This is a genomic window from Vibrio sp. 10N.222.52.C12, assembly GCF_041474215.1.
GTDB classification, from domain to species: domain Bacteria; phylum Pseudomonadota; class Gammaproteobacteria; order Enterobacterales; family Vibrionaceae; genus Vibrio; species Vibrio crassostreae_C.
The window spans coordinates 32,231-51,653 of sequence record NZ_JBFRTR010000022.1 but is presented as its reverse complement, the minus strand read 5'-3'; the positions used below and the strand labels follow the sequence as shown (position 1 = coordinate 51,653).

Here is a 19,423-nt window from a genome sequence, read left to right as displayed (position 1 = left end):
GCTTAAGAAATTACAATGCACAGGTGGGTGAAACTTACGCGATGATAAAAGCGTTGAACAAGCTTACTGGGTTAGGTGTGCCTGAAACTTGTCGTATTGACTAAGAAATACGCGAAACGGGGTAGCTCTATCTCTAAATTTAATTACGCAACAAAGCCGCAAGGAGGCTACCTAATACTTACAAATGCAGAAAGGCCGCTAAGCGACCTTTCTACGATAATGTTACGGACATTACTCCGTATTATCTGGTGTTCTATAAATCTGCAACCAATGTCGCGCTGCAGTACTTGTTGGAGGCGCTATTTCATGATCACGGATAGTACAATACCGACCATATTTTACTACAACCGTATGATTTGTTGTATTAATTTTACACTCTTGAAAAGAGCCCCATCTCGCCCGACTTTATTACCAGGCGCTACATAGATAGCCATACAAAACCTTTAAACTAGTTTAACAGCAACATTGTTCATATCTGATGTAGTGATGAATCTAAGAAAAACAAGGTTATGCCGTAAAAAGACATACATTTTAAAAAACTCACTAAAAAAAATTATTGGTGTTCATTATTCCTATGTTCAATTGCGTGACTCCGTAACGCAGAACAGCTCCTAATAGGGAGCTGTTCTTGTGTCTAAATTTGGGTTCACACTAAGTACCATTACGTTAAATAAATCATCACATGGCTATTGATTTTTCAAACATAACCCGCACATAAGCATAGAGTCACATTCATAAATCACCTTCCATTTGATTTGATAGTAATCTCTTGTGACTCAAAAAAGGCAGACTGAAAGTCTGCCTTTTTTTCATTTCTAACTCAACCAACCGATCTCGACCCCATGCCACCCGCGTAATTCATATCGTGGAATATTGCCCATCAGAGAGTAGAGAGACCGTCTAATTATGAACTATTTTTTTCTCGTCATTATAGATAGGATATAACAATTTCATATAAAAAAACTAATTCAATGAGAAATTGCTATATAAAAACTATTGAAATAATTGTTCGTAAACACTATAAAAAACCTTGAAAAGGTTGTCTTATCAAGAGGCCTTTTCATCACTCTTGTTTTTATTTTGTATTGCTTCTTATGGAGGATATATTATGAGCTCAATTGACCTATCTCCACTATACCGTAGTAGTGTTGGGTTTGACCGTCTAGCATCATTAATTGATCATGCCATGACCAGTGAAACTGCTATCAACGGTTACCCACCATATAACATTGAAGTTCTAAAAGAGAATCGCTATGCCATCACCCTGGCCGTAGCCGGATTTACTCAGGAAGAGCTTGATATTCAAGTAGAAAAGAGCGTGCTAAGTGTACGTGGGCAAAAATGTGCTGATAAAGAAAATAAATATCTGTATCAGGGTATCGCCAATCGTACATTCGAACGTAAGTTCAACTTAGCTGATTATGTTGAAGTTACGGATGCAGATCTTTCTAACGGATTGTTAACTATTACTCTGGTGAAAGAGATACCTGAAGCTATGAAGCCTAAGTCCATCACTATCAATAAAAACTGTGATGTATTAGAGCATAAGGCTGAAGAGACAAGCACCAAAGATAATAAAGCTGCTAAAGGAGAATGATAGTGTGAAAGCACATTATCATTTTTGAAAGGGGAACGGCTCCCAATCGGGAGCTGTTCTTGTGTCTAAATCTGGGTTCACAATATCCCTATCTGGCAGGATAGTTGTCACTGTTAAAATTTAACCAGTTTGGGCGATAAAGAGTAATTGTGTCTCGTATCTCAGTAGAAAGAAAAGAAGCGATATTGAAGAAGCTGCTGCCTCCCTATTCGATGTCAGTTAAAGAAGTGTCCGAAGAGGAAGGAATTAGCACTGCGACCCTGTATTATTGGCGCCAGCAACTCAGAAGTTCAGGAGCCACCGTGCCAAAGAGCAACACTTCATCAGAGCAGTGGTCTGCTCAAACTAAACTCGCCATTGTCGCTGAAACCTATTCAATGACCGAAAATGAACTGCTCAAGTTGGTGGACTTAAAGAGGCTATTAGTTCTTATTTTGAGCAGGAAACACAGAAAAAAAGCTCGAGCGAGCATTCTGTCAGGGCGATTGCTGTTAGTTCGTAAGCGTCTTTAAATCGACTCATTCAATCTTTTCAATAAACGTCGTAACCTTTAACCTTGATCATTAAAGGTACTCGAAAATGTCTCAGCATAGATCTCAACAAGAATGGCTACGCCTTGTGCTGCAGTATTACAATGGTGAACAGCCCGCTGCTCAGTTTTGTTTAGAGCACAACCTTCACCCAAAAACGTTTGACAACAACCGCCGTAAACTACACCACTTAGTCAGCATGCCTAAAAAACGAGCAGCAGCCATCCTCTACGTTACCCACCGAATTACGCCTTGAGGCGGGGGCATGCTCTCTTCGTATACCCCGTGATGTCACTCCTCAGTGGCTGGCACTTTTACTGAAGGAGCTTGCTGTTGTATGAAAATGTTCCCTGATACCTCTGTTATCTATCTCCACAAGGCGCCCGTCGATTTTAGAAAAGGCATTAACGGCTTGAGTTTTATCGTTGAACAGAATATGAACCTTAATCCCTTCTCCGAAGCCCTATTCGTCTTCTGTAATCGTACGCGTGATAAGCTCAAAGTCCTCTACTGGCAGCGTAATGGCTTTTGCTTCTGGAAAAAGCGACTCGAAAAAGACAAGTTCGCTTGGCCAAGGAAAATGCCAGGGCAAACACTCTCATTAACTGAAGAGCAGTGGCATTGGTTACTTGATGGACTCGATATCGAAAAAATGAAACCCCATCAAACATTGAATTTCCCAAGTCTTAATTAAATTTAAAAAATAATAGCGTATAAGGAACTTTCGCGGAGCCCTGCGATCTTCCTTATATGACATATGAAAATCATAAAAATGAGTTAGTTCTCTTACAAGCATTATTGGCTGATAAAGATAAGCAACTCAATGAATTTGAAGCCACCATACTTACTCTTCGCCAATCTCTAGGCGACAGTGAATCGAACGTACTCACGCTTCGCCAGTCTCTAAACGAGAGCGAATTAACCATCCAATCGCTGGTTGAAAAACTCAACCTAGCGCGGCGTAAACGCTTTGGTAGCAGTAGTGAAACTATGCCCCCTCAGGATTTAGAGTTCAATGAGGCGGAGACTCATGCCGATACGACAGGTGGTGAAGCGACCAGCAATCAGAATGATGAAACATCGGACGCTAAAAATACTTCATCCGAGCCAAAACGTCGTGGTCGCCCGAAGCTTCCCGAAGACTTACCACGAGAGCGTGTCGTGGTCGACTTCCAGAATCAGGCAAAGTCTGCGCATGTTGCCAGTCGATGCTCTGCAGGATGGGACAAAGCACCAGTGAAAAACTGGTGTATATCCCAGCTAAGTTGTACGTTGAAGTCACCGAAAGACCCAAATACGTCTGTCGTCAATGTGACGTGCTAGGAGAAAATAGCCTCGTGTTGATGACCCCGCCGCCGCCAGCGATTATCCCGAAAAGCATCGCGACGCCCTCTTTACTTGCGCAAATCATCACGAACAAATACCACTACGCCCTACCTCTCTATCGTCAAGAATCGCTGTTTAGACAATATGGGCTAGCGCTCCGCCGCAAAACGATGAGTCAGTGGATACTGCGTTGCGCTGACAAGGTACAGCCTTTAATCGCCTTATTGAAAGAAACCCTCCTTGCTCAGGATGTTCTGTTCGCGGATGAGACCACGTTGACCGTGCTCGATGACGAAAGAAAGAAAAGTTACATCTGGTTATATGGGTGTGGTTCAGGCAGGGGCGGTAATGCGCAATCCCCTGGTATCGTCTTGTTCGACTATCAGGAAGGGGGGTGGGGGCATCACTGCCCCCAATCGTATCTGTCAAACTACACTGGATACCTTCATGTTGATGGATATAAAGCGTATGAAAAGACAGAGGCGAAGTTGGTGGGTTGCTGGGCTCATGCAAGACGTAAGTTCATTGAGGCAGAGCAGAGCCAACCAAAAGGGAAGCAAGGAAAAGGGGGGTAAAATCCAGTGGGCAGTCAGTTGGTTCCAAAAGCTCTATCGTGTTGAACAAGCACTCAAAGATAAGCCGAGGGAAGAGCGATATGTTACCCGCCAATCAAAGACTCGGTCTCTGCTCAATGAGTTCAAGGCGTGGTTAGATAAATCGGTCACTCAGGAGCCCCTAAAAGTAAATTAGGTGAGGCGATTAGCTACATCTCAATCAATGGTCGAAGCTAGTACGAGTTATCGATGATGGCCGGTTAAGCATGGATAATAACCGAGCGGAACGTTCAGTACGTCCCTTTACGGTAGGACGGAACAACTGGTTGTTCTCGAAGAGTCATAATGGAGCACGCGCCAGTGCCTTGCTGTACAGTCTTATCGAAACCGCGAAGGCTAACGACTGTGAGCCGTATGAGTACCTCGAATACGTGCTACGAGAAATCCCGAAACTGAAGAGTGAGGATGACCATGGTCATCTTCTACCTTGGAACATGCCAAAGACGGAATAGTCCGCCCCTACAGAATACCGCTCAGAATGACAGATACTGCCTTAGTTGGCGGTATCTGCGTAGATATTAGAAAGTCAATGAGTCGGTTCGCAGACGCTTACCGTTGAACAAGCTTACTGGGTTAGGTATGCCTGAAACTTGTCGTATTGTAGTGGTCAAGTAAAACTGGCCACTACAATGGAGCTTACGACACAAGGTCGTGTTAGGAAGCTATTCGTATCAAACGAACCGTCCCCTAATCCCTCCGAGGGAAGGGGCCGCCTTCTGGGAACGCTCACTATCAGAAACGGAGATGTTCCGTGTGAAGAAAGTGCTCGGAGGGACATTAAGCTTAAGAAATTACAACGCCCAAGTTAGCGAAACTTACGCCAACTTGGGCGTTAAACAAGCTCACTGGGCTAGGCATGCCTAAAACGATAGTAATCGCCTAACAATTCTCCATATTAGGCGAGTTTATACCTGAACTCGAATTAGGAAACAAAGCTACAAAAAGGTTGGACTAGAGTGCGCACTAAGTGCCGTTACGTTAAATAAATGAAACAACTAGTCTACCGAGCTAAACGTGTATCCCTCACGAGGGATAAACGGAGCTCGGAAATCGCCTTTTAAAAAGTAATAGATATCTTGTGAGTTATCATGGACAACCTCGTAGCAGCTTTCCCCACTACCAAAGTTTGAACAATATTTATTATTTTTAATGCGCCATGTGCCTTCGCTGGGTTTTACATCACCACTACTCATCCACCACGTTGTGCCTGAATCGGAAAAATATTGAACTGTTTTTTTCCCGTAATGAACACCATGAATAGTATTATTGCTAAGCAACAAATCTACTTCTGGTGAATTAACCGGCACTTCTTTAGCTAAGACAGAACATGTTACTCCTAGAAGTATTACTGCAATGATTTTTTTCATTTATATTTCCATTATATTTATAATTACGTTAAATCGCATATATAGAAACCCAATTCAGATTTAATATCAATTTAAATTTAATATCAATTCAAAAAATGAATAATTAGAGCAAATTTGATTGGTATTTATACCCGTGATTATTGAAGATGCTTGATTTTCTTTAGAATCAGGATCATGCTACGAACCATGAAAATTACACTGACTCCTCAACAGAAACTACAACTCGGACAAATGCACGACAATGAACGTGACAGTCGAGTTTGCGACCGTATTAAGGCTGTTTTGCTAGCTTCTGAAGACTGGAGTCAGACTATGATTTCACAAGCCCTTCGTATTCATGAATCGACCGTTGCACGTCACCTCAGTGACTACGTTCTTTCTGAAAAACTTAAGCCTGAAAATGGCGGAAGCCAAAGTAAACTTTCTGCTACTCAAACCATGCACCTAATCGAGCATTTGACTGAGAAAACCTATTCTCATACTCATCAAATTGTCGCCTATGTTAAAGAGACATTTGGACTTGATTACACGGTTTCTGGTATGAACAAATGGCTTCACCACAATGGCTTTAGCTACAAGCAGCCGAAAGGCGTTCCACACAAGTTTGATGAAGCAAAACAACAAGCCTTCATAGATGGTTATAAATAACTAAAGGCAAGCTGTGGCAAGGGTGAAACGATAGTTTTTATCGACGCTGTTCACCCAACCTTATCAACCAAAATATCTCATGGCTGGATACGTACTGGTCAGGATAAAGTGATTGAAACAACGGGTAATCGCAGCAGGTTGAACATTATTGGTGCACTGAACCTGTCGGATATTGGTGCCACCATTGTTCACGATTACGAAAGCATTAACAGTGAAAGTATTGTTCGCTTTTTCTGTAAGTTAAGAGAGAGCTATCTGTTAGCCCATAAGCTTCATATCATCTTAGATGGTGCAGGATATCACCGCAGTGACTTAGTCAAAGATGCGGCGTTTGTCCTAAATATCGAACTGCATTATCTTCCACCTTATAGCCCAAACCTAAACCCAATAGAGTGGCTATGGAAAGTAATGAATGAGAAGTCGAGGAACAATGTTTACTTCAAAAGCAAACGGGATTTCAAGGTGGCAATAGGTCAATTTTTTACTGTGACTCTTCCAGAGATCGCAGGCTCTTTGACATCTCGAATTAATGATAATTTCAAGTTCTCAAGCCTGCATCTTCAAGTGGATTGGGTATATAGCCACTATCATTATGTTCAATCGTGTGAATCTGTTCTTGTAGGCGTTGTTGATCAAATCAGCTTGAGGTTCAACGACGCCATATTTGACTAATAGTTAGCTTCTAACAGGCATACCTAGTCCTATGACTTTGTTTATAGCTTTGACATTCGCCCTAATGATCTGCTCCAGTTAGACTGGAGAAGGCATTAAGCGACATATTGTTTTTCAAAGTTAATTGGGCTTAGATACCCAAGAGCCCTGTGCCTTCTTGTTCGATTATAAACAACTTCGATGTATTCAAAGAGTGCTTGAAGCATCTCTTCTCGCATCATTATCGGCTCGTCTTGGACAGCTTCTACTTTCATTGAGTGGAAAAAGCTTTCAAAACAGGCGTTCCAACAATTACTGCGACGGCTCATGCTTTGAGTTATACGATATCGACAAACTCTCCGCTTGCCATCTGTCTTGTGTTTTTTGACTTTCCATTCACCTTCGCCATCAACCATTGGCCAGTCGCATCAATGGCTAGGTGCTGTATTGCTTTTCTCGTTTTTGGCTTAAATGAGACCTCTACTTTCTTTGCTCTACGATTGAGCCTGGTGTAATGCACAACCAATAGCTTACGGAGAGATGGATCATTTTCATGTCTTAAAAATTGTATCTTCAAGTTGAGTGAGTCGAGTACTAGCGATATTTACCTTGAACCACATAGTTTTCTCGCTTATTGCTCTTCAGATTGCTCCAGAGACGCAACCCAGCGCAGGATCTCTGCGGTGGCTTCAATAAGATCGCCAGGAATGTATTGGTCTAACTGCCCATCCGCATATAACGCACGTGCGAGCGGTACTTTCTGCATCACCGGAACCCCTTCTTCTTTGGCAATCGCAATCATACGTTTTGCAATCGCATCGGTCTCTTTAAGGGTAACTACAGGCAGAGGTGTTTCTCCCTTTTTATAGTATAAACCGATGGCAATGTGCGTTGGGTTTGTAACCAACACATTCGAGCGTTTAACGTTATCTCTTTGGCTTGAAGTTTGCATTTCTTGGTGCAGTTGACGACGTTGACTTTTTATTTCAGGGCTGCCTTCCATCTCTTTGTATTCACGTTTCACTTCATCTTTGGTCATCTTTAACTGTTTAGTGTGGTCGAACTTTTGGTAAGAAAAATCGGCTGCGGCAATCACAATAAAGCCTACCGCAGAGATCATCATCAATTGTTTGATTAATACGCCAGTGATGATCGGTACACACTCTAACCCACAGGTAGGTATCTGCAGTAACGTGTTTAAGTTACCTTTCAGCGTTATCCAAATAATGCATGAAAGTAACGAAACTTTGAGAATGGACTTAATAAAATCAATGATGCTCTTTAACGAAAAAATTCGCTTGGCCCCTTCGACAGGATTGATTTTCTTGATATCTGGTTTGACAGACTCGCCACTAAATAGAAAGCCGAACTGTCCCATGTTAGCCATGATGGCGACTAAGGTTGCAATCAAGAGGATCGGCGCAAGCAGATAAACCATTTCTTTGGCGATGGCGATAGCTACGTCGAGTAGTGCATCTTGAAAGCCCTGATATGCCAATTTGCTTGGCAGTAAAATTAGGGCAGATATGTGCGACATATAGTAATCGGCGAATGCAAACAACACGATAATCAAAGACAGAATCAATGAAGATGAAATGATTTCCTGACTTTTTGCAACTTGCCCTTTTTGGCGGGCATCCCTGAGTTTTTTTGGGGTGGGGAGTTCAGTTTTTTCTCCGCTCATTACTAGGACCTGTTTATTTATTTTGGTTGAATTTTGTTCGAGATAAAGCGTTTTAATCAGGTGAGAGGCGGACGGCTAATTCCTTTTCGCCGAATCGTTCTAAGTAAATCCCTCTCAACAAAGAGTAAAACGTTTTAGCTGAACTCTTTGGACGGCGTTTGTGGTTTCTTTCCACTGCATTATAGGTTTATCGAATAGAGTTACCACATTTCAAAGCATCTATTTTTGCAAGAACAATCCACAAGTCGCTGCAAAAATAAGTTCGAGAGATAAGCAGACTCTAGCGATTACCAAATAGTGTTTAGCTGCTCTGAGAACAGTGCGATTTCAGAGAAAAGTGCTTGAAAGTGGTTCATCATCAGAGCCAGATACACAATCAATAACACACTGGCGATGGCACTTTTGATCGGCATTGCCAAGAAGAAAACGTTGAGTTGTGGTGCGAATCGGCTGATGAGCGCAAGCCCAAACTCGGCAAGGAACATCGCCAGTACTATAGGCGCAGACATCAAAACTCCAAGCCACATTAATTGCTCAAATTGGTCGTAGAAAAAGCGTGCCCACCCTTCTGTTATGGTTGGAAAAAAACCTATCACAGGCCATGACGAGTAACTGGAAAATAGCGCATAAAGAAAAGTGACAAAGCCACCACCCGAGAAGAACAAAGTGATCAGAGTTTGAGTCAACAATACCGCCGTTGGCGTCGATTGCGAACCGAGGGTGGGGTTAAACATGCTCGCCATGGCTGCGCCTCGCTGGTTATCCACGAGAAAGCCTGCCGCCTCGATTGCCCAAAAGGGGATCGCCGCAATAAAGCCAATGAGCAGACCCAATAACACCTCTTTCCCCAAGATAACCATTAACCAGATTCCATCCGTTTCTGCAGGTAAATTTTGTTGATTAATTATAGGAAATATAAAAAGTGCAAGAGAACACAAGATTCCATTTCTCACCATGGTGCCACCCAGCATTTGCTTGTTTAAGATCGGCAGGAATATAAAACAAGCCATTAACCTAGGAAGCGTTAAGCTGTACAGGAACAGTGCGTGGTGCAAATCATCGTAACTCATCGTATTTGCGGGATTTTATCTAAGGTCAATGTTGCAAACGAATGCAGCTCGGCGCCCAACCACTGTGCGGTAACAAACAAGGTAATTATGACGGCAATCAGTTTAACGACAAACCCCAACGTTTGTTCTTGAACTTGAGTCAGTGCTTGGATGAGTGAGACTAAGGTGCCAACAAACGCCGCAACCAGAATCGGTGGCAGCGACAAGAATAGAACAAGCGTTAAAGCCTGAGTGGCAAAGTGGATTATTTCGGCCGGATTCATATTTCTCTCCTCACTATCCGTAGCTGAGTACTAAGCCATGAGTTAGCTTGGTCCAACCGTCAAGTAACACAAAAAGCAGTAGTTTGAATGGTAGCGAAATTGTCATCGGCGATACCATCATCATCCCCATTGCCAGTAGGATGTTGGACACGATTAGGTCGACAGCGATGAAGGGCAGATACAACAAGAAACCAATCTCAAATGCCCTAGTTAGTTCACTGACCGTGAAGGCGGGGAGTAACAACAATAAGCTGTCTGACTCTAAGCGGTCGAAGTACTTCTGTGGCCACAAGGTTCTCGCAGCATCGGTAAAAAACACCGTTTCAGTTTCACGGATGTGTTTTTTCAGAAACTCTCGATACGGCTGCAGTCCGCTTTCAATCAGCCCTTCAACACTGTCGGAATCTTCTAGGGATATTTCATGTTGTGTAACGTAGTCGTAGGTTTCAAATCCTACTGGTGCCATAATGAAGATCGACAAAATTATCGCCAATCCGTACAGCGCCATATTGGGTGGTATTTGTTGTACACCCAGTGCGTTTCTCAATAGAGAGAACACCACAGCAAGCTTTACGAAAGAGGTCGCCATCATTGCAATGAAAGGAACCAAAGCAAGTAGGGCGAGCGTGACGATTAGGTTCAGTTCATCAGGTAACTGGATCATGCTGGCTCCTGACTACCGCCAAACAATTCGAGAACGCGAACACCTAAGCGTTCATTGATGCTCACAAGTTCACACTCACCAATAATTCTTCCGTTTGCTCGCATGGTGACTGGGTTTGAAATCGGTTGGTTAAGCTCAAAGGTAAAACCAGGTTGAAGTGCGTTAAGCTGTTCTAAAGTAATGGTTTGTTGACCCACATCAAAAGTAAGTTCAATTGGCAGTTTCTGGTGGTCGGTAAGTGCTTCAGAGCTATTGATATTGTTCATATTGGTTTCTTTATCTAGGATATGTAGTCTGGTTTCGTCGAGTTGACATTGCCAAAGGTTTTGATTGGATATCTGAAAGAGAACTTGATGTTGTGCTATGTAGCAATCATCAAAAAACACTACATCACCCAATTCCAGTTGTTCGATTTGGCTGAGGACCGAGCGTGTTCTGCCAAGGCTCAACCAGAACGGCAGCGCAATGTTTTGGCTTAAGTAAGATGGTGTTTGTGGCAACGCATCAATCAGAACATCTCGACCTTCATTTACCCAGAGGCTAAGAGATGCGTCGTCACGGTTGATGGTGAGCATCAATACATTATCTTGTTGCGTTTGCTGTTCATGGGCCTGTAACTTGCTCAAGACAGGAAGCTGCCCAAATAGACGTTTAATTACATCGGTATATGGTTCGATTTGGCTACTGAGTAACGCCAATTGCAATGAGTTTGGGAGTGATTTAAAAGCCGTTGAGTCAAGCATATCATGTAGCCACAGCTGTAATTGCGCGGCACAAAAGTCGATTTTAATCGTTTGCCCGCCAATGAAGAGTGTCAAACGATAGCCTATAAATTCAGGTTCTTGCCCGAGCGTAACCGACAGGCTGTAGCTCTGGCCATCTTGAAAGTGACATTGTTTCGTACATAGTTGATTGCTTAGTGCGATGCTCGATGCGTCGACCTTAGGTAAATCAAGTATCATCGTTCGTCCTCAGGCTTCCATTCATCATAAATACTGCGTTGTTGTCGAGAGCGTTGTTGATCTTGTTGTTGATTCATTTGTTCGCTGACCGAGATTCGAATCGGTTGATCAATCCCTAAGCGTTGTAAGCGCTCAACCAATTCTTGTTTAGAATTTGGGTTGATTAGCGAAAGGGCATGCTCTTGTCTTATCAAGACGCTGTAACCAGAACTATCATGTTTAATGGAGATCTCGCCGCCTTTTAGCTGCCCTTCATTGAGAAACAATCGAACTTCTTTCTCATTCGCTGTTGGAAGAGAAACATAGATCTTGTTGACTAACTTGCTGATTAGTTTGTTCACGTCTCTCGTCGAGCTTTGCGGCGTGCTTACGTCCATGTTCTTTAGGATGATCTCGCCTAGGGTTGTCGGTTGGTTTAGATTGTTTGTCGAGTACAGTTTGGGATCCGCTTCTGCTGTATTATTGTTTAAGTTGTTGTTATTTTTTTGGTTTTTCTTATCTTTAAACGCTGATAAGGCAGTTTTAGCTTCCACATTAATCTCTGTATTGCTTAAGGTACTCACCTCTTTTGTTACTGAATTTGGCTTTTGTAACTGACTGTTCAATACCTTTTGCACGGCGGTAGCGGTTTTACCATCTAGCTGTATTGGTGTGGTTTGATGCTTTAAGTCTTTTTGAAAGCTGGAAAAAATGGCTTTGGGGTCGCGATATAGACCATCGGGTGATGGGATTGAACTTACTAAATCTGCCTGGTTATCATGTGTGATTTGTTTTTTTTCTGCCGATGAGACGACGGATTGTTTTTTTACAATAACTTCTTCTTGTCGTTGCATGTGTTCACCCGCCGCATTATTTAAAGCAGCTTTCTCAGATAGTGATTGACCTAGGTTTTTATCTTTGTTTTCTACTGGCGAGTCGCTCTTATGCTTTATGTATTTTTTATCGGCGATAGCAGGCTCGGTCAATGAGGAGTTGGGCTTAACGTGTTTCTTAGTACTCGAGTCAGCCTCTATTGCAGTCTTTGGCTGTCCTAAGATGCCACTATTCGACCCGCCTTTAGAAGTTTGATCCTTTGTACTCTCTTGTTGAATATGCGCATGCTGAAATTTAGACTTCACGGTTTCTAATTTATCCAAATTAAAGGCCGCGGTGTACAAGGGAGAGGGCTTTTGGCAAAGACCTGGTACTATAGGTCTTTGTTTAAGGGCATTGTTAAAGCGAGATTTAAGCGCTTCCGAGACGTTAGTTTCGGGACTCTGTCGAACCTTTTGGGGAAATTCTGCTGTGTTTGGGTGGTCGTGTTTAACTCGCATATTTACCTTCTATGAAATAATGGCACTACGAAACTCTTCCTGTTCGAGTTCTTCTTGGTACTGAACTTGGCGAGTTTTTTCAGCAACTTCTTGTTCGTTTAACTGAATGAATTTTTCTTTGGCTTTATGAGCGACGAGAGCCTCTTTTTTTATTTCTTTGAGGCGTTGGGTTTCTTGCTCCAATGTCTTTTTAGCCTCAGCGGCACGCTGTTTTAAATCGGCTTCTCTTTCCCTTAATAGAGCAATTTCTTGTCGCAACATCTCGAGTTCTTTTAGTACCACCATTTCCTGCTTCGCTTTGGAAAAGCGCCGCTCTTCTTCCTCTTTTCGCCATTGGCGATAATCTACCACGGATTGCTCGGCTTTTCGTCGCATAGAGAGTGAGCTGTTAACTCGATACTCTTGCTGCTGAACTGCAGTGTCAGCTCGATCGGCACGAATCTTTTTTATCTCTAGCAACTGCTCGATCATAAGCTCGCGAGTCCTCGTAACTGAGTCACGGTTTCGTTAAGTTCACTTGGTTCGTGTGTGCCTTGACGTAAAAACGCTCGGATATCATCACTTTGTGCAATAGCCATATCCGCGCGGTTGTCAGCTCCATGTTGATATTCACCAATTTTGATCAGCAGTTCAACTTCTTCATACTTTGCCAGCATTTCACGCATATGTGCAGCCGACGCTTGATGAGTTTTGTCAACGATTTGGTTCATTACACGGCTTGCTGAACGAAGCACGTCTATGGCTGGGTAGTGGTTCATTGCAGCCAGTTTCCGAGAAAGAATAATGTGACCATCAAGTATTGATCGGGTCTCATCGGCAACCGGTTCTGTCATGTCGTCACCTTCTACGAGTACGGAGTATAGTGCGGTGATGGAGCCTTTTTCTGATTGACCAGCACGTTCCATCAGTCTTGGTAATGCCGCGAAAACAGAAGGCGGATAGCCTCGTCGTGTTGGTGGTTCACCTGCTGCCAAGCCGATTTCACGCTGAGCTCGGGCAAAGCGCGTGACTGAATCCATAAGCAGTAGGACGCGTTTACCTTGGTCACGAAAGTACTCCGCGATGGAGGTCGCCACAAACGCAGCTTTGGCACGTTCCATCGCGGGTCTGTCGGAGGTCGCTACGACTAACACCGACCTTGCCATGCCTTCTTCACCAAGGTCGTGTTCGATAAATTCTTTAACCTCACGACCTCTTTCGCCGATAAGGGCGAGAACTGTTACATCAACATCAGCAGAGCGAATAAACTTTGCAAGTAGGGTACTTTTACCACCGCCAGCGGCGGCAAAAATACCCATCCTTTGTCCTTCGCCGCAGGTGATCAATCCGTCTATCGAACGAACCCCCATGGAAATCGGGGTCTCAATCAACTTTCTTTGCATCGGCGGCGGCGCATCTTTGTAAACCGGATACCAAGCACTCGGCTCTTTGTTTTGGGTGCCATCAAGCGGACGCCCCAGCCCATCCAATACTTTCCCTAACAAGTGATTACCAACGCCCACTTCGTGCATCTTTCCTAGCGGACTCACTTCGGTATTAGAGGAAATACCAAGCATGTTTCCAAGCGGGGTAAGCAACGCGTGGTGTTGCTGAAAACCAACCACTTCCGCGAGTAACGACAAGGTTTGATCAGGGTTACGCAACTCACAAAGTTCCCCAATGCGAACACCAGGGACCACAGCTTTGATGATGGTTCCGGTAACTTGAGTAACTCGACCTCGGATTTGTATCAAACGTGTCTGTCTGATTGCAGATTGTTGCGTTTCGGTGATGTATGAGAAATCGTTCAATTTAGGAAATATGCGTAATAACTGATAATGGTAGAATAGAAAGGATGGTGCAGTATTTATAGTTACTATTGGTCGAGAGTTTTTAGAAAACTTAAAACGCCCTAAAAAAACACGTCTGATTTTGACAGTTTATTGCAAATGCAACTCCTATAATCGGATCTTACTGTACGAAAGGAGTGCAAGTGAGTGAGTATCATCAATAATCAAATTGCAACGGGTAACAAGTTTGACACGCCAATTCGAAGCGGTCGTGAACACACACGTTCAGGGGAGTCTATTGGCGGCAACTATCGAGGCGAAAGCGTCCGAGTGCACAATGCTACTCAATCACTGTTTGACGCGATGGAAGAGCTTACATCATTAGGCTCAGAAAAAGCGGAAAAAGATCTAACCAAACGTAAAGTGAAAGATGGCGGTATTCGGATTAATGAAGCTCATGACCTGGTTTCTGATTATTTGAGGAAAGTGCCCGATCTTGAGAAGAATCAAAAGATCAAAGACCTTGCTGCCAAGATGGCAAGTGGTAATTTATCAACGATTGCCCAGCTACAAGCGTACCTTAATGGTTTTTCTGAAGAGAAAAGTCACCAGTACCTTGCATTGAAAGCGGTGAAAAAATTTCTCGGGGCTAACTTAGAAAGTAAGAACCTGCTGGCGTTAATTGACCAAGCACTTCTGAACTTTGAGAAAAATCCAGATTCTTGGTCTCAGATTGATACCGAAATTAGTGTATCGAGCTTTGCTGACGAATATAGCCGAGAGCAAGGCTTCAGCAGTTTGCACCAACTACGTGGTTTCTATCGTGACACGGTGCACAGCTACCAAGGTTTAGGTTCGGCATACAAGGATGTAGTTGAGCGTTTTGGTGAGAAAGAAGTGTACACCGCAGTCGACTTTATGTTGCAAGGTATGAGCGCCGATTTAAGCGTTCAAGGCAGCAATATTGATCCGGTTAAGCTGCAGCTTTTAATGTCAGATATGCAAAAACTTAAGACGCTGAACACTCTTCAAGATCAAGTTGGTAATCTCTACCAGATGTTTAAACCTCAGCAGGCAAGCCATGGCTTATCAAGTTACTGATTTGATGTCAGATATCATCGACTTGGTTGAGCAGCGCTGGGTGGGAAGTGAAGAGATCTGGAACTTAGTGAATGCTATGGAGTTGGAAGCGACTGAGCGAAAAATTGGTTTTTGCAGAGAGCTGCACAAACTAGTCCGGCATATTTCCATTGATGTATTTAATGACGAAGAGCAGCGACAAAATCTAATCCAAGCAGTGCAAAAAGCGCTTGATGAAGCGATTGATTTAGAAGAAGAGGAAAGTTGGGACGATGAGTTGGATTGATGCGTCAGTGGACGATTTTTGCCAAGGAATGGGACTTGTAGCCGTAGATTTCTCGTCGGCTGGACGTGTTCAGTTGAACTTTGAAAAAAGCGGCACCTTGTACCTTGAGAAATATCAGGATTGTTTGGTTCTTATGTTGGTAAGAGCGCTGCCATGGCACCAATTTAATGAGTCAATTAAAAAAGCCCTGAGCTTTTGTCATGCAGGGCAAGGTTGGCCGTTTACTATTAAAGCTGGGCTATTCGAGGAAGACATGTTGGTTTTATCAACGCAAATTGAGGGGGATGAAGTGACATTACCATCCATAGAACAAGCGTTCGCGTTGCTGGTTCGTTTGCATAACGATGTGGCGAATTCATGAATCGGATAAGTCGATTAAACGTTGGTATTGAAAGCTTTGCACATGTCTCGCTTGATCAGGTTGAAAACGACTTCCCGCAGCGCTTTCAACTACTGCCTGATGGGAAAGCCATCGCGACGCACTTAGAGAAGCTGTATGAACTTCGCCCATCTGAGCAGTACTTGATGCCGCTCGCAAAGCCCAAGATTATCCATACAGAGTTACTTCGTCCTGATAAGTACCGTCAGCAGTTTGAGACCACTCAGCAACGACTTCAGAATTTAGCGCAGCAAAATGGTTCTCATGCGCTGAATCAAGCCGTAGAAACGTTGCAAAACACTCAATTAGACCAACGTTATCTCACAATGGCGTTGAATCTACTGATTCAGGTTTAGCCTCCATGTTACAACCAAAAGATGTTGAACTATTGCTTATCCACGCGGCTCTCCAAGTTCAATATAAAAAGCCCGAACAAGCGATTATATTACTCGAAGCGCTGTTGGAAATCGAACCTCAGCATCTAGAAGCTCGCCAAGCATTGGCGGTAGCATGCCTAGATTCAGGGCGTTACACTCGTTCAATTGAGCTGTGCGAAAGCCTGTTGGAAGCCAGCAATTCTAATGAAGCTGGTTTATGGTTTTGCCTTAGTCAAGCGCGCTGGAAACAAGATGATCCTGAGGGTGCGCGCCGTGCTCATCGCCGATATATCCAATCTATAAATAGTGAATAAAATGAATAAGTTGATCGATATTCTTAACAAAGTTGGGCAGCGCAAAGACATCATGCTTGCCGTGATGTTACTGGCAATCGTCTTTATGATGATCTTGCCTTTACCTACGGCATTAGTGGATGTACTTATTGGTACCAACATGAGTATAGCGGTCGTCTTATTGATGATTGCTATCTACATTACATCACCGCTGGAATTCTCTGCATTTCCAGCGGTTCTTTTGATCACAACTCTATTTCGTTTGTCACTTTCTATCACTACAACGCGACTTATCCTGCTGCAAGGTGATGCTGGTCAAATAGTTTCTACCTTCGGTAACTTCGTTGTTGGTGGTAACTTGGTCGTGGGGATCGTCGTCTTCCTGATCATCACCATTGTTCAGTTTATGGTGATCACCAAAGGTTCAGAAAGGGTAGCTGAAGTAAGTGCTCGATTCTCCCTTGATGCGATGCCGGGTAAGCAAATGAGTATCGACGGCGATATGCGCGCTGGGGTTATCGATGTTCATGAGGCACGTAACCGTCGTTCATTGATTGAAAAAGAAAGCCAAATGTACGGTTCGATGGACGGCGCAATGAAGTTCGTAAAAGGGGATTCTATTGCTGGTCTGGTGATTATCGTGGTGAACCTTCTTGGTGGTGTCACCATTGGGGTGACTCAAAAAGGCATGTCAGCGTCTGAAGCACTGGAGCTATTTGCTGTTTTGACCGTGGGTGATGGTCTGGTATCACAAATCCCGGCTCTGTTTATCGCCATTACTGCTGGCATCATCGTTACACGCGTTTCGAATGAAGACTCTTCTGATCTAGGCTCGGATATTGGTGACCAGGTTACCGCACAACCAAGAGCTTTGTTGATTGGTGGTGTGCTGCTGGTATTGTTTGCGCTGATTCCCGGTTTCCCGAAGATCACCTTCTCTGTCCTTGCTATTCTAGTCGGTGGGGGCGGCTTCTTCATACTCCATCGACAAAAAAAACAGAGTGAATTAAGTAGTGCCGACTTACCAAGTTTTGTTGCCCAAGGGGCGGGTTTGCCAGCAACCAAATCAAACAAGTTGACTCCTTCGCGGAACAGCAAAGGAAAGTTGGGTGAACAAGAAGAATTCGCGATGACAGTGCCGCTGCTCATCGACTTGGATTCTCGCTTACAAGAGAGCTTAGAAGCCGTGGCATTGAATGATGAGCTCGCACGTGTAAGACGCGCGTTATACCTCGATCTCGGCGTGCCATTTCCGGGGATTCATTTACGATTTAACGAGGGGATGAGTAACGGTGAATACTTGATTCAATTGCAAGAAGTGCCGGTTGCTCGCGGTCGAATTGAAAGCTTAAAGCTGTTGGTGACAGAAGGCAGTGATCAGATCGATTTAATTGGTGTACCTTACGAAAAAGATGATGATTTTCTACCAGGCATTTCGAGTGTTTGGGTCGACCACGGCTATCGAGAAAAACTGCAAAACAGCCAAGTGGGCTTTCTAACTCCCGACCGTATTCTGACTTATCACCTTTCTCACGTGCTGAAAGAGTACGCGCAAGACTTTATCGGTATCCAAGAGACTCGTTACTTACTTGAGCAAATGGAAGGTAGTTATTCTGAATTAGTAAAGGAGACGCAGCGTATTTTGCCTCTGCAAAAAATGACGGAAGTACTACAACGTCTTGTTTCTGAAGATATTTCTATTCGTAACTTACGCGTAATCTTAGAAGCCATGGTGGAGTGGGGACAAAAAGAAAAAGATGTGGTTCAGTTGACCGAATACATTCGTTCAAGTTTGAAACGCTACATTTGTTACAAGTACGCCAGTGGTCAAAATATGTTACCTGCATACCTGTTGGATCAGAGCTTGGAAGATACGCTCCGTAACGGTATTCGTCAGACTTCATCAGGCAGTTACTTAGCGCTTGATCCTTCTGTAACTCAACAGTTTGTCAGCGACGTTAAACAAACAATTGGTGATTTGAGCCGTATGCCAAATAAGCCGGTTCTGGTTGTGTCAATGGACGTACGCCGTTACGTGCGCAAGTTGATTGAATCTGAATACTACGATCTCCCGGTACTGTCGTTTCAAGAGCTGACGCAACAAATTAATATTCAACCGTTGGGCAGGGTGGGAATGTAATGGCATGTGAACTCACACAGTCTTTAGTGGCGTCAGGTATTAAAGTGACGCCTTATTTTTGGCAGAAAAGCACAATCTTACTTGGGCAACGCTACGAATGCGATGGCATGGAGTTGGTGTTCCGAGTAGAAGCTGGCGAAATCATCATCGTTTTGCTGCGAAGAATCATTCCTAATCAAGGTTTGAGGAACCCTTTTTCTGCCCTGTTCATGCTCGCAGAACATGCTATCCAACGTTACCCCCTTGACTGGATCATTCGTGGCAACGTTGACGTAATGCGTGGTAGTAGCATGAGCAACCAAAGATTAGCGCAGTTCTATTTGGAAGCCTGTGGTGCGAGCCACGATGAACAAGAAGATTGGTACTTCTTGCGTCTGAGTGACTACCGCCCACTTAAAAAGTAAAAACTC

Annotated in this window: 24 protein-coding genes and 4 pseudogenes; 18 read left to right on the top strand and 10 right to left on the bottom strand. The window is 43.7% G+C overall.

Annotation, left to right across the window (positions count from 1 at the left end):
• From AB4623_RS04895 to AB4623_RS04850, 10 genes and pseudogenes are all read left to right on the top strand, one after another.
• Positions 1–104 (top strand): annotated as a pseudogene (locus AB4623_RS04895) (IS5/IS1182 family transposase); the annotation flags it as partial.
• 1,004 nt (positions 105–1,108) lie between these two features.
• Entirely contained in the window at positions 1,109–1,597 is a 489-nt protein-coding gene (locus AB4623_RS04890; protein ID WP_017098606.1) for an Hsp20 family protein, read from the top strand.
• A 149-nt stretch (positions 1,598–1,746) separates the two neighbouring features.
• Complete coding sequence (locus AB4623_RS04885; RefSeq protein WP_157939825.1) at positions 1,747–2,109, top strand: transposase; 363 nt, start codon at positions 1,747–1,749, stop codon at positions 2,107–2,109.
• 67 nt (positions 2,110–2,176) lie between these two features.
• Positions 2,177–2,383 (top strand): hypothetical protein, encoded by a 207-nt coding sequence (locus AB4623_RS04880; protein WP_241909561.1) that lies wholly within the window; start codon positions 2,177–2,179, stop codon positions 2,381–2,383.
• An 81-nt stretch (positions 2,384–2,464) separates the two neighbouring features.
• Positions 2,465–2,821 carry an IS66 family insertion sequence element accessory protein TnpB gene (tnpB, locus tag AB4623_RS04875; RefSeq protein WP_372145856.1) on the top strand — a complete coding sequence of 119 codons (357 nt, stop codon included), beginning with the start codon at positions 2,465–2,467 and terminating at the stop codon, positions 2,819–2,821.
• 56 nt (positions 2,822–2,877) lie between these two features.
• On the top strand, positions 2,878–3,450 hold the full coding sequence (locus AB4623_RS04870; protein ID WP_241909562.1) for a transposase: 573 nt from the start codon (positions 2,878–2,880) through the stop codon (positions 3,448–3,450).
• Positions 3,336–4,028: an IS66 family transposase gene (gene tnpC / locus AB4623_RS04865; protein WP_372145855.1), complete on the top strand. Its 693-nt coding sequence runs from the start codon at positions 3,336–3,338 to the stop codon at positions 4,026–4,028. Before AB4623_RS04870 ends, tnpC begins: the two co-directional genes overlap by 115 nt.
• Positions 3,922–4,203, top strand: a complete 282-nt coding sequence (locus AB4623_RS04860; protein ID WP_372145853.1) for a transposase — start codon at positions 3,922–3,924, stop codon at positions 4,201–4,203. The genes tnpC and AB4623_RS04860 overlap by 107 nt, the downstream gene beginning before the upstream one ends.
• A gap of 70 nt (positions 4,204–4,273) precedes the next feature.
• Complete coding sequence (locus tag AB4623_RS04855) at positions 4,274–4,519, top strand: transposase domain-containing protein (protein WP_241904835.1); 246 nt, start codon at positions 4,274–4,276, stop codon at positions 4,517–4,519.
• A gap of 176 nt (positions 4,520–4,695) precedes the next feature.
• Positions 4,696–4,950: pseudogene (locus AB4623_RS04850) on the top strand (IS5/IS1182 family transposase); the annotation flags it as partial.
• Between the two features lie 112 nt (positions 4,951–5,062).
• Here AB4623_RS04850 and AB4623_RS04845 read toward each other — a convergent pair.
• Positions 5,063–5,434 (bottom strand): hypothetical protein, encoded by a 372-nt coding sequence (locus AB4623_RS04845; RefSeq protein WP_017097360.1) that lies wholly within the window; start codon positions 5,432–5,434, stop codon positions 5,063–5,065.
• Positions 5,435–5,608: 174 nt separating this feature from the next.
• On the opposite strand from AB4623_RS04845, the pseudogene AB4623_RS04840 reads away from it, so the two are divergent.
• Positions 5,609–6,663, top strand: a pseudogene (locus tag AB4623_RS04840) (IS630 family transposase).
• Between the two features lie 186 nt (positions 6,664–6,849).
• On the opposite strand, the pseudogene AB4623_RS04835 reads toward AB4623_RS04840, so the two are convergent.
• The 9 genes and pseudogenes from AB4623_RS04835 to sctN form a co-directional block, all read right to left on the bottom strand.
• Positions 6,850–7,250 (bottom strand): annotated as a pseudogene (locus tag AB4623_RS04835) (IS3 family transposase); the annotation flags it as partial.
• Positions 7,251–7,364: 114 nt separating this feature from the next.
• A complete protein-coding gene (sctU, locus tag AB4623_RS04830; RefSeq protein WP_102534015.1) occupies positions 7,365–8,417 on the bottom strand; it encodes a type III secretion system export apparatus subunit SctU in 1,053 nt (350 codons plus the stop codon).
• A gap of 287 nt (positions 8,418–8,704) precedes the next feature.
• The gene (gene sctT, locus AB4623_RS04825) at positions 8,705–9,487 is read right to left on the bottom strand and encodes a type III secretion system export apparatus subunit SctT (protein WP_029222875.1); all 783 of its coding nucleotides are present in this window, start codon (positions 9,485–9,487) and stop codon (positions 8,705–8,707) included.
• On the bottom strand, positions 9,484–9,750 hold the full coding sequence (gene sctS, locus AB4623_RS04820; RefSeq protein ID WP_017096439.1) for a type III secretion system export apparatus subunit SctS: 267 nt from the start codon (positions 9,748–9,750) through the stop codon (positions 9,484–9,486). Before sctS ends, sctT begins: the two co-directional genes overlap by 4 nt.
• A 13-nt stretch (positions 9,751–9,763) precedes the next feature.
• Positions 9,764–10,414: a SctR family type III secretion system export apparatus subunit VscR gene (vscR, locus tag AB4623_RS04815; RefSeq protein ID WP_017096440.1), complete on the bottom strand. Its 651-nt coding sequence runs from the start codon at positions 10,412–10,414 to the stop codon at positions 9,764–9,766.
• Positions 10,411–11,376, bottom strand: a complete 966-nt coding sequence (sctQ, locus tag AB4623_RS04810) for a type III secretion system cytoplasmic ring protein SctQ (protein ID WP_102560523.1) — start codon at positions 11,374–11,376, stop codon at positions 10,411–10,413. Before sctQ ends, vscR begins: the two co-directional genes overlap by 4 nt.
• Positions 11,373–12,689, bottom strand: coding sequence for a type III secretion system needle length determinant (locus tag AB4623_RS04805; RefSeq protein ID WP_408063734.1), 1,317 nt, complete (start codon positions 12,687–12,689; stop codon positions 11,373–11,375). Before AB4623_RS04805 ends, sctQ begins: the two co-directional genes overlap by 4 nt.
• Before the next feature lie 9 nt (positions 12,690–12,698).
• The gene (sctO, locus tag AB4623_RS04800) at positions 12,699–13,160 is read right to left on the bottom strand and encodes a type III secretion system stalk subunit SctO (RefSeq protein ID WP_102534017.1); all 462 of its coding nucleotides are present in this window, start codon (positions 13,158–13,160) and stop codon (positions 12,699–12,701) included.
• A complete protein-coding gene (gene sctN, locus AB4623_RS04795; protein WP_102534018.1) occupies positions 13,157–14,479 on the bottom strand; it encodes a type III secretion system ATPase SctN in 1,323 nt (440 codons plus the stop codon). Before sctN ends, sctO begins: the two co-directional genes overlap by 4 nt.
• Positions 14,480–14,665: 186 nt before the next feature.
• Here sctN and sctW point away from each other — a divergent pair, with 186 nt between their 5' ends.
• Genes sctW through AB4623_RS04760 form a run of 7 tightly spaced genes read left to right on the top strand, consistent with a single transcriptional unit; the run spans position 14,666 to position 19,417 of the window.
• Complete coding sequence (sctW, locus tag AB4623_RS04790; protein ID WP_102534019.1) at positions 14,666–15,559, top strand: type III secretion system gatekeeper subunit SctW; 894 nt, start codon at positions 14,666–14,668, stop codon at positions 15,557–15,559.
• On the top strand, positions 15,540–15,824 hold the full coding sequence (locus AB4623_RS04785) for a TyeA family type III secretion system gatekeeper subunit (RefSeq protein ID WP_102534020.1): 285 nt from the start codon (positions 15,540–15,542) through the stop codon (positions 15,822–15,824). Before sctW ends, AB4623_RS04785 begins: the two co-directional genes overlap by 20 nt.
• Positions 15,811–16,185: a type III secretion chaperone SycN gene (gene sycN / locus AB4623_RS04780; protein ID WP_102534021.1), complete on the top strand. Its 375-nt coding sequence runs from the start codon at positions 15,811–15,813 to the stop codon at positions 16,183–16,185. The genes AB4623_RS04785 and sycN overlap by 14 nt, the downstream gene beginning before the upstream one ends.
• Positions 16,182–16,559: a type III secretion system protein VscX gene (vscX, locus tag AB4623_RS04775; RefSeq protein ID WP_102534022.1), complete on the top strand. Its 378-nt coding sequence runs from the start codon at positions 16,182–16,184 to the stop codon at positions 16,557–16,559. Before sycN ends, vscX begins: the two co-directional genes overlap by 4 nt.
• A 5-nt stretch (positions 16,560–16,564) precedes the next feature.
• Complete coding sequence (gene vscY / locus AB4623_RS04770; protein ID WP_102534023.1) at positions 16,565–16,894, top strand: type III secretion system chaperone VscY; 330 nt, start codon at positions 16,565–16,567, stop codon at positions 16,892–16,894.
• Positions 16,887–19,013: a type III secretion system export apparatus subunit SctV gene (gene sctV, locus AB4623_RS04765; RefSeq protein ID WP_102534024.1), complete on the top strand. Its 2,127-nt coding sequence runs from the start codon at positions 16,887–16,889 to the stop codon at positions 19,011–19,013. Before vscY ends, sctV begins: the two co-directional genes overlap by 8 nt.
• Positions 19,013–19,417, top strand: a complete 405-nt coding sequence (locus AB4623_RS04760) for an LcrR family type III secretion system chaperone (RefSeq protein WP_102534025.1) — start codon at positions 19,013–19,015, stop codon at positions 19,415–19,417. The genes sctV and AB4623_RS04760 overlap by 1 nt, the downstream gene beginning before the upstream one ends.
• The last annotated feature ends 6 nt before the right edge of the window (positions 19,418–19,423 follow it).

Coding starts and splice junctions, on each gene's coding strand:
- AB4623_RS04890 (WP_017098606.1), top strand. CDS start 1,109: ATGAGCTCAATTGACCTATCTCCACTATACCGTAGTAGTGTTGGGTTT.
- AB4623_RS04880 (WP_241909561.1), top strand. CDS start 2,177: ATGTCTCAGCATAGATCTCAACAAGAATGGCTACGCCTTGTGCTGCAG.
- tnpB (WP_372145856.1), top strand. CDS start 2,465: ATGAAAATGTTCCCTGATACCTCTGTTATCTATCTCCACAAGGCGCCC.
- AB4623_RS04870 (WP_241909562.1), top strand. CDS start 2,878: ATGACATATGAAAATCATAAAAATGAGTTAGTTCTCTTACAAGCATTA.
- tnpC (WP_372145855.1), top strand. CDS start 3,336: ATGCTCTGCAGGATGGGACAAAGCACCAGTGAAAAACTGGTGTATATC.
- AB4623_RS04860 (WP_372145853.1), top strand. CDS start 3,922: ATGAAAAGACAGAGGCGAAGTTGGTGGGTTGCTGGGCTCATGCAAGAC.
- AB4623_RS04855 (WP_241904835.1), top strand. CDS start 4,274: ATGGATAATAACCGAGCGGAACGTTCAGTACGTCCCTTTACGGTAGGA.
- AB4623_RS04845 (WP_017097360.1), bottom strand. CDS start 5,434: ATGAAAAAAATCATTGCAGTAATACTTCTAGGAGTAACATGTTCTGTC.
- sctU (WP_102534015.1), bottom strand. CDS start 8,417: ATGAGCGGAGAAAAAACTGAACTCCCCACCCCAAAAAAACTCAGGGAT.
- sctT (WP_029222875.1), bottom strand. CDS start 9,487: ATGAGTTACGATGATTTGCACCACGCACTGTTCCTGTACAGCTTAACG.
- sctS (WP_017096439.1), bottom strand. CDS start 9,750: ATGAATCCGGCCGAAATAATCCACTTTGCCACTCAGGCTTTAACGCTT.
- vscR (WP_017096440.1), bottom strand. CDS start 10,414: ATGATCCAGTTACCTGATGAACTGAACCTAATCGTCACGCTCGCCCTA.
- sctQ (WP_102560523.1), bottom strand. CDS start 11,376: ATGATACTTGATTTACCTAAGGTCGACGCATCGAGCATCGCACTAAGC.
- AB4623_RS04805 (WP_408063734.1), bottom strand. CDS start 12,689: ATGCGAGTTAAACACGACCACCCAAACACAGCAGAATTTCCCCAAAAG.
- sctO (WP_102534017.1), bottom strand. CDS start 13,160: ATGATCGAGCAGTTGCTAGAGATAAAAAAGATTCGTGCCGATCGAGCT.
- AB4623_RS04785 (WP_102534020.1), top strand. CDS start 15,540: ATGGCTTATCAAGTTACTGATTTGATGTCAGATATCATCGACTTGGTT.
- sycN (WP_102534021.1), top strand. CDS start 15,811: ATGAGTTGGATTGATGCGTCAGTGGACGATTTTTGCCAAGGAATGGGA.
- vscX (WP_102534022.1), top strand. CDS start 16,182: ATGAATCGGATAAGTCGATTAAACGTTGGTATTGAAAGCTTTGCACAT.
- vscY (WP_102534023.1), top strand. CDS start 16,565: ATGTTACAACCAAAAGATGTTGAACTATTGCTTATCCACGCGGCTCTC.
- AB4623_RS04760 (WP_102534025.1), top strand. CDS start 19,013: ATGGCATGTGAACTCACACAGTCTTTAGTGGCGTCAGGTATTAAAGTG.